The 12,432-nt window shown below is 65.8% G+C and carries 13 protein-coding genes; 2 read left to right on the top strand and 11 right to left on the bottom strand.

Annotated elements, in window-relative coordinates:
• Positions 1-104: 104 nt before the first annotated feature.
• From flhB to flgB, 6 genes are all read right to left on the bottom strand, one after another.
• Entirely contained in the window at positions 105-1,184 is a 1,080-nt protein-coding gene (gene flhB / locus BRAGE_RS0106950) for a flagellar biosynthesis protein FlhB (protein WP_027560311.1), read from the bottom strand.
• Positions 1,185-1,191: 7 nt separating this feature from the next.
• Positions 1,192-1,962 (bottom strand): flagellar biosynthetic protein FliR, encoded by a 771-nt coding sequence (gene fliR, locus BRAGE_RS0106945; protein ID WP_027560312.1) that lies wholly within the window; start codon positions 1,960-1,962, stop codon positions 1,192-1,194.
• 17 nt (positions 1,963-1,979) lie between these two features.
• The gene (gene fliQ / locus BRAGE_RS0106940) at positions 1,980-2,243 is read right to left on the bottom strand and encodes a flagellar biosynthesis protein FliQ (protein ID WP_011088555.1); all 264 of its coding nucleotides are present in this window, start codon (positions 2,241-2,243) and stop codon (positions 1,980-1,982) included.
• Between the two features lie 116 nt (positions 2,244-2,359).
• Positions 2,360-2,668, bottom strand: a complete 309-nt coding sequence (gene fliE, locus BRAGE_RS0106935; protein ID WP_027560313.1) for a flagellar hook-basal body complex protein FliE — start codon at positions 2,666-2,668, stop codon at positions 2,360-2,362.
• Positions 2,669-2,684: 16 nt separating this feature from the next.
• Positions 2,685-3,110 (bottom strand): flagellar basal body rod protein FlgC, encoded by a 426-nt coding sequence (flgC, locus tag BRAGE_RS0106930; RefSeq protein WP_027560314.1) that lies wholly within the window; start codon positions 3,108-3,110, stop codon positions 2,685-2,687.
• Between the two features lie 14 nt (positions 3,111-3,124).
• Positions 3,125-3,529: a flagellar basal body rod protein FlgB gene (gene flgB, locus BRAGE_RS0106925; protein WP_027560315.1), complete on the bottom strand. Its 405-nt coding sequence runs from the start codon at positions 3,527-3,529 to the stop codon at positions 3,125-3,127.
• A 358-nt stretch (positions 3,530-3,887) separates the two neighbouring features.
• On the opposite strand from flgB, the gene BRAGE_RS0106920 reads away from it, so the two are divergent.
• Both BRAGE_RS0106920 and fliP read left to right on the top strand, forming a co-directional pair.
• A complete protein-coding gene (locus tag BRAGE_RS0106920) occupies positions 3,888-4,859 on the top strand; it encodes a flagellar biosynthetic protein FliO (protein ID WP_027560316.1) in 972 nt (323 codons plus the stop codon).
• Positions 4,856-5,614, top strand: coding sequence for a flagellar type III secretion system pore protein FliP (fliP, locus tag BRAGE_RS0106915; RefSeq protein WP_027560317.1), 759 nt, complete (start codon positions 4,856-4,858; stop codon positions 5,612-5,614). Before BRAGE_RS0106920 ends, fliP begins: the two co-directional genes overlap by 4 nt.
• Before the next feature lie 107 nt (positions 5,615-5,721).
• On the opposite strand, the gene BRAGE_RS0106910 is transcribed toward fliP, so the two are convergent.
• The 5 genes from BRAGE_RS0106910 to fliM all read right to left on the bottom strand — a co-directional run bounded on the left by BRAGE_RS0106910 (position 5,722) and on the right by fliM (position 12,416).
• Positions 5,722-5,958 carry a hypothetical protein gene (locus BRAGE_RS0106910; RefSeq protein ID WP_027560318.1) on the bottom strand — a complete coding sequence of 79 codons (237 nt, stop codon included), beginning with the start codon at positions 5,956-5,958 and terminating at the stop codon, positions 5,722-5,724.
• 185 nt (positions 5,959-6,143) lie between these two features.
• A complete protein-coding gene (locus BRAGE_RS0106905; RefSeq protein ID WP_416207763.1) occupies positions 6,144-9,905 on the bottom strand; it encodes a tetratricopeptide repeat protein in 3,762 nt (1,253 codons plus the stop codon).
• A 94-nt stretch (positions 9,906-9,999) separates the two neighbouring features.
• Positions 10,000-10,761 (bottom strand): MotE family protein, encoded by a 762-nt coding sequence (locus BRAGE_RS0106900; RefSeq protein ID WP_027560320.1) that lies wholly within the window; start codon positions 10,759-10,761, stop codon positions 10,000-10,002.
• A 9-nt stretch (positions 10,762-10,770) separates the two neighbouring features.
• A complete protein-coding gene (locus tag BRAGE_RS0106895; RefSeq protein WP_027560321.1) occupies positions 10,771-11,217 on the bottom strand; it encodes a DUF6468 domain-containing protein in 447 nt (148 codons plus the stop codon).
• Positions 11,214-12,416 (bottom strand): flagellar motor switch protein FliM, encoded by a 1,203-nt coding sequence (gene fliM / locus BRAGE_RS0106890; RefSeq protein ID WP_027560322.1) that lies wholly within the window; start codon positions 12,414-12,416, stop codon positions 11,214-11,216. The genes BRAGE_RS0106895 and fliM overlap by 4 nt, the downstream gene beginning before the upstream one ends.
• Between the last annotated feature and the right edge of the window lie 16 nt (positions 12,417-12,432).

Raw genomic sequence — 12,432 nt, 5'->3', positions numbered from 1 at the left:
CGGGGCCTTCCCTGCCTCAATCGGACCCGGAGGCGCAAGGGCAGCAGGGGCGAAAGGTACGCTGATTCCCAGATTACGGCCATTTCCGGTACTTTTCGGGTGTTTTATCCCCGCCCGGCGCCAAATCCGCGCTTCAGCCGCATGACGTAGCCGATGACTTCGGCCACCGCATGGTAGTGCTCGGTCGGGATTTCCTGGTCGATATCGACGGTGGCGTAGAGCGCGCGGGCCAGCGGCACGTTCTCGACGATCGGGATGTCGTGCTCGCGCGCGATCTCCCGGATCTTGAAGGCGAGGTTGTCGACGCCCTTGGCGACGCAGATCGGCGCCGACATGCCGCGCTCGTAGGACAGCGCCACCGAATAGTGGGTCGGGTTGGTGATGATCACGGAGGCCTTGGGAACCGCGGCCATCATGCGCTTCTTGGAACGCTGCTGGCGCAATTGCCTGAGCTTGCCCTTGATGTGCGGGTCGCCTTCGGACTGCTTGAACTCTTCCTTGATCTCCTGGAGCGACATCTTCTGCCGCTGGAACCAGCTGCGATACTGGAAGAAATAGTCGCCGATCGCGATGATCGCGAGCGCCGCGACCACCGCCCCGAGCAGATGGATGGTCATGCTGGTGGTAGCGCCCAGCATGGCGGCCGGATCGAGCTTGACCATCGCCTCCATGCGATGCCGCTCCGGCCATAGGACTATGGTCATAACCGCGCCGAGCACGACGAGCTTGCCGAGCCCCTTGAGGAAGTTCGCCGCCGCCTGCTTGCCGAAGATGCGCTTGAAGCCCTCGGCGGGCGAGAGCTTGCTGAATTTTGGCTTGAGGGATTCGGCCGACCACACCAGGCGGTGCTGGAGCATGTTGCCGGCAATCGCCGCCAGCACCAGCATCAAGAGCGGCACGCCGACCGCGGCGAGCACGGCGAACTCGATCTGCTGCATCAGCGCGAGCAGGTTCCTGCCGTCGGTCCTGATCATCCAGGAATTGGCGAGCAGGTTGCGCATCGGCGTCACCAGCCCGCTGCCGACCGATCCCGAAAAGGTCGAGACCACGAGCGTGCCGCCCGCGATCATGAACCAGGTGTTGATCTCCTGGCTTTTCGCAACGTCGCCGCGTTCGAGCGCTTCGTCGAGGCGCTTTTGTGTCGGGTCTTCTGTTTGACTTTCGGGATCGTTGTCTTCCGCCATCGATCACCTATTTGAGCGGCATCATCTGGTGCATGACACCGATGAAGTAATCCAGATACGTGCCCATCATCGCGGTGAGCACCACGGCGAGCACCAGGAAGCCCGCGAAGATCGACAGCGGCACGCCGACGAAGTAGACCTGCATCTGCGGCATCAGCCGCGCCAGCACACCGAGCCCGATATTGAAGACGAGGCCGAACACCAGGAACGGCCCGGAGAGCTGCAGGCCCAGGCGGAACGCGGCGGCGAAGGCGCGCGTCGCCAGCGAAGCGACATCGCCGCTCGACACGGTCTCACCAGGCGAGAAAATTGAGTAGCTGTCGTTCAGCGCCGCGATCACGAGGTGATGGCTGTCGGTGGCGAACAGCAGCGTGACGCCGAGCATGGTCAGGAAGTTGCCGACCAGCACGCCCTGCTGGCCCTGTGTCGGATCGACCGAGGTGACGAAGCCGAGCCCCATCTGCTGCGCGATCACGGAGCCGGCGACTTGCAGGGCCGACAGCGTCACGCGCGCAGTCGCGCCCAGCACGATACCGATCACGATCTCATGCAGCATCAGCACCAGAAGCGGCGCCAGCGATCCCATGTCGACATGATAGGCATTGCGGTGCAACGGCAGGATGATCAGCGTGAGCAGCAGCGCGATCGACAGTTTTATGCGCGTCGGGATGTTGGTCTCGCCGAGGCCTGGCAGCAGCATCACCATCGCGCCGACCCGGGCGAAGGCGAGCATGAAGGACGCGGCGAGCGCCGGCAGCAGCGAGACGTCGATGCGCATGACGGGCGCATTGTGCCTCAGCCGCCGATGATTCGCGACGAGATCCGCAGCATGTGCGCGTGGAGCGAGTCGGCCATGAATGGAAGCGCTAATAGCATCGTGGCAAAGATGGCGAGGATCTTCGGCACGTAGATCAGCGTCTGCTCCTGGATCTGCGTCAGCGCCTGGAACAGCGACACGATGACGCCGACCACGAGGCCGACCACCATCAGGGGCGACGACACGATCACGATGGTCCAGATCGCATCACGGGCGACGTCGAGGGTTTCGGGTCCGGTCATTTTGAATTCTCGCTTCCAGTAGTTTCCGTCATTCCGGGGCTCGCGAACCGAGACCCCGGAATCTCGAGATTCCGGGCTCGGTGCTTCGCACCGCCCCGGAATGACGTGCCCAAAAATCAGATCGGCATCTTCAGGATGTCTTCATACGCGGCGATCACGCGGTCGCGGACCGACACGAGTGTGGACACCGCAACGTCGGTGTCGGCGACCGCCGTCACCACGTCCATCACGTTGGCCTTGCCGGCGGCCATCGCCACCGTCTGCGCGTCGGACTTGCGGCCGGATTCCATGACGCTGCCGACGGCGTCTTTCAGCAGCGAGGCAAAGGACTGCCCGCTCGCTTCGCTGCCCTTGCCGGCGCCGCTGTTCTCCAGCACGCGGGCGAGGTTGGCGTAGGCATTGGCGGCGATTGTCGGTGATGCCATGGCTCAAATGTCCTGTTCAGCTCTTGAGGATGTCGAGCGTGCGCTGGATCATCCGGCGCGTCGCACTGATGATGTTGAGGTTGGCCTCGTAGGACCGCTGCGCATCGCGCATGTCGGTCATCTCGACCACCGAATTCACGTTGGGATATTTAACGTTGCCGGTGGCATCCGCCGCCGGATTGTTCGGCTCGTATTTGACGCGGAAGTTGGACTGGTCGGGCTTGATCTTGCCGAGGGTGACGACCTGGGCGTCGAGCGTGCGATCGAGCGCTGAGGAGAAGGTCGGCACTTTGCGCCGGTAGGGATCGCCACCTGATGTCTGCGAGGTCGAGTCGGCGTTCGCGATGTTTTCCGAGATCACCCGCATGCGCCCGGCTTGCGCGCGCAGGCCGGAGGTCGCGATCGCCATCGAGCGGGCAAAGTCGCTGCTGTCATTCGCCATGACCTACCCCTGCCCTAACCCTTGCCGATCGCGGTCTTGAGCAGATGCAGGCTCTTCGAATAGAGCGAGGTCGCCGCTGCGTAATCCATCTGGTTGCTGGCGGCCTTCATCATCTCCTCTTCGAGATTGACGGCATTGCCCGCGGGGCGGGTCTCGAAGCCCGCATTCTTGTTCTGGTCGAAGCTGGAGGCCGCGCCTGACGGCGTCATGTGCGAGGCGCTGGTCACGGTCATCGCCAGCGGGCCCATCGAGCCGGTCACCGCGGCTGATTTGTCGAGCTTCGGCTCGACCAGGTCGCGCGGCCGGAATTTGGGGGTGTCGGAGTTGGAGACGTTCTCGGACAGGACGCGCTGGCGCTCCTGATGCCACTGCATCTTGGTGCGAAGCGCCGACAGCACCGGGAGGTCGTTGATGGACATCGTTGCGGCTCCTTCCGCCGTCGGACCCGTGTCCGAAGCTAGGCAGAATTTGCCGCGTGTATGGTTAACAGGTGGTTAAGGATGCCGGGAACGCATGATGCTCGCTTGTCCCTTGCCGGGACACGAATTCGCTGCCCCGTGATTCTACGTTCCCAAAAGTGGTATTAACCCAACCGCTTGGCCGGGCGTGCACAGGCCAAGAAGTCGTTTTGGATCGGGCGATTCATAGGTTAATAAGAGTTGGGGACGGCAAAACTTGCCGTGGGACGTTAAGAGATCGCAGTTTGGGGCATCGTACGCCGGTGGTTGGCGCATCTGACCATGGGCGCAAGAGAAGCGCCATTTGTCGGGGACATGTATGCAAGGCAGCCCTATCACCTTCATCCTCGCGTTCATCGTCGTTCTGGCGTTGATCGGCGTCGCTGCATGGCTGGTGCGCCGATTCGCCGGTAACCGGCTCGGCGCCAACACCCAGCGCGGCAGGATGCCCCGGCTCGCCGTGATCGATGCTGCCGCGGTCGACGGCCGGCGTCGCCTGGTGCTGGTCCGGCGCGACAATGTCGAGCACCTCCTGATGATCGGCGGCCCGACCGATATCGTCGTCGAGCCCAATATCGTTCGCGCCGCCCCGGGCCGCGACCAGCTTCCGCAGCGTTCCAACGGCGCCGAACCGCCACGCCTCGCCCCGATGCCGGATGCCGGCGGCTGGGCCGATGAGGCTCCGCGGCCCGAACTGCTCGATCATCCCGAGCCGCCAATACCCGAGCCGCCGCCGCGGCCTGCGCGCCCCTCCTTCGCCGACGAAGTGCGCCGGCCCGCGCCCGCTTTGGCCGAACGCCGCAGCGAGCCGTCACTGCCCGGCTTTCCGCCGGAGCCGATCGCGCCGCGCCCCGAGCGCGAGTCGCGTCCCGAGCCGCTGCCGCCGCCGCGCATTGCCCGCAGCGAGCCGCCGCTAATGCCGCGTCCGCCGCGCCAGAGCGAGCCCGTAAAGGTGCCGCCGGTGCGCGCCGATCGCCCGGCCGCACCGCCGCCGCCCGTGCCCCAGGCACCGCCGGTTCCGCCGCCGGGCCCCGCTGCTGCGCCCTCGAGCGCAGAGCAGAATCTCGCCGAGATGGCGCAGCGTCTCGAAGCTGCGCTGCGCCGCCCGGGCGGCGAGACGGTCGCGCCTCCGGTTGCGCCCGAGCCGCCCGCGCCGCCGCCCCGCGCAGCCCGCAGTGAGCCGCCGGCGCCACCTGCCCCGCCGCCGAAGCCGGCCGCGGAGAAGACCAGCTTTGAGAATCTCGAAGACGAGATGGCCTCCCTGCTCGGCCGTCCGAAGCCGTCTTCGTGAGGCTGCCGGCCCTCCCGCGTAGAGTTGTTTTTCTATCTGTCCTGATCGGCGCGGCTTCGCTCGCGATGCCTGCCTATGCGCAGGACATCAGCATCAATCTCGGCGGCGGTGCTGGCGGCGGCGGCGTCACCGAGCGCGCGATCCAGCTGATCGCGCTTCTCACGGTGCTGTCGATCGCGCCGTCGATCCTGATCATGATGACGTCGTTCACGCGCATCGTGGTGGTGCTGTCGCTGCTGCGCACCGCGATGGGCACAGCGACCGCGCCGCCGAACTCGGTGATCATTGCGCTGGCGATGTTCCTCACCTTCTTCGTGATGGGACCGGTGCTGCAAAAGTCCTACGACGAGGGCATCCGCCCGCTCGTCGCCAACCAGGTCAGCGTCGAGGACGCGCTCCAGCGCGCCTCCGTGCCCTTGCGCGGCTTCATGCAGAAGAACGTGCGCGAGAAGGACCTCAAGCTGTTCCTGGATCTCTCCGGCGAACCGCCGCCCGCCACCCCCGACGAGCTCGCATTGCGCATCCTCGTCCCCGCCTTCATGATCTCCGAGCTGAAACGCGCCTTCGAGATCGGCTTCCTGCTGTTCCTCCCGTTCCTGATCATCGACCTCGTCGTCGCCTCGGTCCTGATGTCGATGGGCATGATGATGCTGCCGCCGGCGACGATCTCGCTGCCGTTCAAGCTCATCTTCTTCGTGCTGGTCGACGGCTGGTCGCTGGTGGCGGGGAGCCTGGTGCAGAGTTACGGGGGGTAGCGGCCGCGATCTCCGCTGTCATGCCCCGCCTAGTGCGCAAGTGCGCACAAGGCGAGCGATGACACCGAGAATGTGGCGCACAGCGAGACGACGTTTACAGTTCGCCCCTACCCCTTCACGTCATACTGCTTGCTGAGGTGATCGCCGATCTGCACCAGCATGGCGACACTTTCCGGGAAGCCTGGCTTGTCCCTCGTCGCCTGATCGGCGTCGGCGCGGAACTCCCAGCTGTCGCCGTCGCGGACGATGGAGATGGCGAGGTCGTCCGGGCCATCGGCATGGGCCTTCAGTTCGGCCCGTGCCATCGCGATGAGTTCGGCTTCGGTCTTGGCAGGCTTGCTCATTTCAACGCTCTCCCGGCATGAAGGGGTACAGGTTGCCGCCTTGCGCGGCACCTGTCGAGAGGCCGAGAGGTAGCAGGGTTCCTAAAGCATGATCCGGAGAAGTGCGAAGCGGTTTTCCGAGAAGATCATGCTCAAACAACAAGAAGCCAAAGCGCGATGACGATTTATCTCAATCTCATCGCGCTTTAGCGCGTCATCTTGATCTGCCGCACGACCGGGATCGTGGGCAGCGAGCCGGTGTGGTCGGTCTCGTCATGGGCCTGCGGCGCGGCCGGCGCGCGGGCGGTGGCGTCGGGGAAGCGCTGCTTCATCTCGCGCAGGAAGCCGTCGAGCGTGTCGACGCTGGCAGCGAGCTTCGCGATCTCGGCGAATTCGGCGCTGGAGGCCGCGGCCGGCTTGCTGGCAATGTCAAAGGCGACGCGGTCGGCGCTCTCGCTCATCAGCGGCGCGTATTTCTCGCGGAAGCGCGACAGGCCGATCGAATCGTCGGCGAGCGCATAGCCGACGGCGGCGCGGATGATGTCGCTCTTCTCCACCGCATTGAGCGGCTTGAAGTCGCGGAAGCGGTCGCCGTAATAGAGCTCGATCTGCTCGGCGGACTCGCGCCAGCGCCGCGCCGCCCAGAAGATGTCAGACCGCAGCCGCAGCACCTCGCGCCCGCTGACGTTGGAGACGATGTCGAGCGCGAGATCGTGGCGGCCGACGTCGCTCTGCGCCCGCGCTTCCAGGAGCAGGCGCTGCTGCCTGAGCTCGCCGGAGAGATCGCTGATGCGGCTCGCGCGCAGCGCCGTGATCGCCATGTCGGGCTTGCGGTTGGCGAGATAGATCATGGAGAGGCGCGCGGCGACCTGCGCGCGCGCGGCGCCCTCGAGGCGGTGGTCGACCTGGTATTGCAGCAGCTCGGCAGCCTGGTCGAGCAGGTCGATCGAGGCGAGACGATCGGCGAGCCGGCGGATCAGCTCGTCGCCGCGGCGGCCGATCGGCGTCAGCTCGCGGAACTCGTAGAACATCCCGAGCGCCTCGACCGGCGGCAGCTCGTCGCCCTTCAGTCCCAGGAATATCTGCGTGAACAGGTCGGAGGCGAGGTCCTGCGCCTGCCGCGAGGCTTCCGCGTTCGGCTGGAGCCTCGTTGCGGTGCGCGCCGCGGCGAGCGCGTCCCGATAACGCCCGTTCTCGGCATACATCTTCGACAGCATCTGGAGCGTCTTGACCTCGATCGAGTCGCCGCGCCAGGTCATCGACAGCGTCTCGAGATCGCGCAGCGCGTCTTCCTTGCTGATCTCGTCGCGCTTCTGGCGCAGCGCCACTTCCAGCTGCTTGGCCTCGGCCGCCGCCTGACGGTCGTTGGAGGCAACTGCAAATTTGTAGTCGTCGAGCGCGTCCTTGTCGTGGCCGAGCGCCTCGGCGAGCCGGCCGCGCAGCACGGAAAAGCCGGGCGCCGCCTCGGGCGGCACACCGACCACCTCGATCTCGCCGCGGCGCTTGGAGGCGCCGGCATAGTCCTTCACCTCGAGCGCGGCGCGCATCGCGTCCATCGTCACGATGCGCTGGATGTCCAATGGCAGCGAGGCGATGGCGAATTCGACGTTCTTGAATTTCTCGCGGGCGTCCGCCCATTTGCCCTGACGCGCATAGGCCAGCGCTTTCCAGAGCTGGGAATCGTGGCTGTTCCCGATAGCGGGATTGGCAAGGTCCTTCAGGCCCTGCGCCGGCCGGCCGATCAGGATGCTCGCGATCGCATGCATGATCAGCGCGCTGCTCTCCTCCTTGTTGAGGGGATCGCTCAGCATCACGTCGGTCACGGACTTGGCTTCGTGGTACATGGCGCGCGACATGTAGAACTGCGCGAGGTCGAGCCGCGGCAGCGAACGCTGCCCCGGCTCGACCGCCGAGATCGCCGTCACCAGATCGCTCTGGCGCGTCCAGAAATTCTCCGACTGGCCCTTGCGCCAGCCCTCGGGGCTGAAGATCGGGCGCACCGCGGTCGGCGCGCGCTCGGACGAGATGTCGACCGGCGACAGCGTCAATCCGCCCTTCTTGCCGAGGATGACCTTGTCGGACCCGACCTCGACGCCGACCTCGTCGGAGTTCGGCCGGATCGCGATGCCGTGCGCGGATTCCAGCAGCGACAGATCGACGAGATCCTGCCGTTTGATGAAGCCGCGCACCGGCCGCTGCGCGGTGACGACATAGAGCGTGTCGCCAGCGTCGGGATCGGTCAGCTTATGCAACAGGCCCGGATTGGCGAACGGGATCGCGAGATTGGCGAGCGCGGGATCGGTGATGTTGCGCGACATCATCAGCGGCAGCGGCGTCGCCTGGATCTTGTCGGCGAGCGTGAGCAGCCAGTTGGTCTCCTTGCCGACCTCCTCGCTGGTCAGCGAATAGACCAGCGGCCGGGTGAGACGGATGCGGACCGCCTGCCCCTTGTCGAGCGGCACGCGGCCGACCTCGCCGATCATCGCGCCGCCCTTGGTGCGGATCGCCTCGACATCGATCGGCTTCGGCGTGTCGAACACCACCCAGACCGTGTCGCCGCGGCGGAACGCCGCCGCAGCCGTTGCGACCTGAATCGGGAACGTCACGCGCAGACCGTCGCTGTCGCGGCGCGCATCGACGCTGGCAATCGCGGGCTGCGGCGCGGCCGGCGCCTCGGCTTTGACAGGCTCCGGAGCAGCTTCCTTGACGATCTCCTTGACGATTTCCTTGGGCGCCTCGGCGACTGCAGGCGCCATTGGCTTGACCGGAGCGACCGGTACGGCGGCTTCCGCCACGGGAGCAACAGGCTTCGGAGTTTCCTTCTGCAAGTCCTTGGGCGCTTCCGCAGCGTGCGCGGCTTCAGCCGCGGGAGCCGGCGCCGGCTTCGGCGCTTCGACGGGCGGCATCGCGGCGGGCGCTTCCGGCTTCACCTCGGGCTTCACTTCGATCTTGGCTTCGCGCGCGATCGTCTCGGACGTCGGCGGCGCGATTTCGCGATGGGCCTCCTTCGGCTTCTCGGCCACAGGCTTTTCCGGCGCAGGCGCAGGTCCATGGCCTTGGGCCGCGGGCTTCGCCTGCGCGATCACGGACTCGGCCGTCGCCGCGGTCTTGCCCTTCTCCGGCTGGAATGAGATGTCGACGACATAATTTTTGTCGTCGCGGAAGGAGTGCACGTCGGAATCGCCGATCAGCGCGATCTCGACATTGGTCTGGTCGATGTCGGCCTTCTGCTTGATCGAAGCGACGTTCGGCGGCGCCGCGACAACGGCATCCGCCAGATCGAAATTCAGGTTGGCATTGAAGGCGAGCGTGAGCTTCTGCTCGTTGAGTACGGAGGAGACACCGACGCCGTCGGGCATCTCGAACACGAAGCGGACGAAGGTCGGCTGGATCGAAGCGCGCACGCGGATCTGCGGACGCTTCTTGCTCTCGGCCGCGGCTCGCTGCGCACGCAGTGCGCGCTCGGCTACACGCGCGCGCTCGGCGAGCTCCTTGACCACGTCCATCGGCAGGCTCGGCGGCGGTCCCTTCCAGCCTTCCGGCAGAAGGTCGATGAAGGTGCGTTCGCCGGCATTCATGGTGTTGACGGTGACGCGCCGGGCCAGCGACATGCGGATGGCGCCGCCATCAGGATCGCGCCGGGCGGAATTGACGTAATCAGGCGCGCCTTCCGGAACGCGGTCGACGGGAACGTCGACCGGCCGGTCGAACCGGACGATGAGGATGGAGCCCGCGGTCGTCACCTCGGAGGGAACGTCCTCGCCGAGCTTGATCACGAGACGGGCAAAGCCGCCGCCGGCCGAGAAGGTCGCCTCGCCGCGGATCGGATCGGCGGCCCGGGCCATGCCGCCGAAGCCGACCATCAGGCAGACTGCCAGCACCGGCGCCTTGCTGACATGACGCGACAGCCCCCGCGCCAAAGCGCGGGCTCGCGACAACAATCCAGCCTCTCGCGCCATTGGCGGCATGTCTTCCGATTTCGACGATCCACGCCGGCGCTAAGGCCGGCCCCTGCCTTCGAATGTAGGTTTTGCCAATTAAGGACTTCTTAAGTATGAGCCTTCAATTCGGCTTTTGGGTCGGCTTGCCGTCGATCTTGGGCAGGTCACCGGCCGAAGCGGAGAGATCGCCGCCGCCATTGGCTCTTCGGGCCATCTCGACCGTCAGCCGCTCGGCGGCTTCCGGCGACATCAATCCGAGGATGTCCGACATCTTGCGCGGCGCAATGGCCGAGGCGATCTCGATCAATACGCCCATCTCCAGCCGGTCGAACACCCGCGCCGCGTCCTTGGGCTTCATGCCCTCATACATGGTCACGAGGCCCTTCATGCGCTGGGCTTCGGCGGCCTTCTGCTCGGCCTGCGTCGCGGAGATGCGGGTCTCCACCGCCTTCATCTCCTCGACCTTGTTCTCGATGCGCTTCTCGGCCGACTTGAGCAGGTTCTCGCGGATGTCGATCTCGCGCTGGCGGGCCTCGATCTCCTGGCGGCGCGCCTGCAAGCGCTCGAGGATCGCGCGCTCGGAGGCAGAGACCTGCGGCTGGGCTTCCTCCACCTTGACCACGGTGCCTTCGGGCTTGGTCTCGGGCGCAGCGGGCTTCGGCGCCTCCTTCGGCGCGCCATGGGTCGATCCCGTGATGTCGGGGTCCTCGCGGCCGGTCGGAAAGTTCAGATTCTCCTGCGCCCAGGATTTCTTGGCCGGGTTCGGCTGATAATCGAACACATAGCCGCCATTGATCACGAGACCCGCGACCTTCAGCGTGGCGAGACCTGCGACGGCGACCAGGACGACCGGAATGACGCGGATGTTACGAAAGGACTTCATACCCTGACTTCATGCGGCAAGGCCGTTGGATCGGCGGCGCTCGGAGAAGGCTTCGGCCGCCGCCGCCACGGCCTTCGCCGAGGCGGGCTTGGCTGCGGGCGCTGCGGCCGTTTCCGGACTGGTGACGGGGCGCGCGGCGATCGCGATCTTGGACAGGCGCCGCACCACGTTATCGGCCTCGCCGAGCTGCTTGTAGAGCTGGTCGGACATCTGCGTCGCCGCCGCGAGCTGGCTGCCGAGGTTCTCGTTGACGTCGCGCACTGCGAGCTTCAGCCCGCCGATCGCGCGCTCGGCGATCTCGGTCGCGGTGATCAACTCGGCGATGACGGCCTTCAGCGAATGCTCGTCGGCCTTCAGCCGCGTCAAGCGCTTGTTGAGCAGGATGCAGTAGCCGATCGTGAGCATCAGCAGGATAGCCACCAGCGTCTCGATCGCCATTCCCAGGGAGTGGTTCATGGGGCCTCCATCATCTTGTTCTGCTCGTCCACCTTCTCGAACATCGCAAGTGTCGTACTTGGCTTGCGCAAGGGTTTCGTCACGCGGATCGCGACGCGATCCCCGACCCGGCCCATCCGTCCCTCGGTCAGGGTGACGTCGCCGCAACGCACGGTGACGTTGGCATCGGCGCGCATGTCGAGCGGCAGGGTGTCGCCGACCTTGAGCCGCATCAGCTGCTTGAGCGGAATGTCGGCCTCGTAGAGCACGGCATCGACGGCGATCTCGGCCTGGACGATCTCGGTGGCGAAATGGCCCTCCCAGATCGGGTCACGGCCGAACTTTTCGCCCATGAACATCTGAAGCAGGACGCCCCGGATGGGTTCGATGGTGGCGTAAGGCAGCAGCAGCTCGATATTGCCGCCGCGGTCTTCCATGTCGATGCGCAGGCGCACCAGGATCGCAGCATTGGCGGGACGGCTGATCGCGGCGAAGCGCGGATTTGTCTCGAGCCGGTCGATGGTGAAGGTCACCGGCGAGAGCGGCCGGAACGCCTGCTCGGCGTCGGCCAGCACCACCTCGACCAGCCGCTTGACCAGCTCGGTCTCGATCGTGGTGTAGGGCCGGCCCTCGATGCGGAGCTGGCTGGTGCCGCGGCGGCCGCCCAGCAGCACGTCGATCATCGAGTAGATCAGGTTGGAATCGACCGTCGCCATCCCGAAATTTTCCCACTCCTCGGCCTTGAACACCGAGAGCACGGCGGGCAGCGGGATCGAGTTCATGTAGTCGCCGAAGCGCACCGACGTGATGCGGTCGAGCGAGACTTCGACGTTGTCGGAGGTGAAATTGCGCAAGGACGTCGTCAACAGCCGCACCAGGCGGTCGAAGACGATTTCGAGCATCGGCAGACGCTCGTAGGAGACCATCGCCGAATCAATGATCGCGCGGATGCCGCTGTGGTCGTCGAGCGTGACGTCGCCGACGGTGAAGCCGAGGAGATTGTCGATCTCCTCCTGCGACAGCACCCGCTCGCCGGAATTCTTGCCGGTGCCGAGATCGCGGCTGCCGTCCTCGACCATGGCCGCCCATTGCAGGGCCATGGTCTCCGATAGTTCGTTTTCGGCAGCGGCCTTCGCGGCCTCTGCGGGATCCTCGGAATCGAGCGACGCCTCCCATTGGGCGGCAATCGCATCCTGGTCCATCTGCTCGTTGCCGGCCATGGTGCTAGCCCATTAC

The organism is Bradyrhizobium genosp. SA-4 str. CB756 (genome assembly GCF_000473125.1).
In the GTDB taxonomy this organism is placed as follows: Bacteria; Pseudomonadota; Alphaproteobacteria; order Rhizobiales; family Xanthobacteraceae; genus Bradyrhizobium; species Bradyrhizobium arachidis.
Note: the sequence above shows the minus strand (reverse complement) of the source record. Positions and strands in the feature narration are given on the sequence as shown.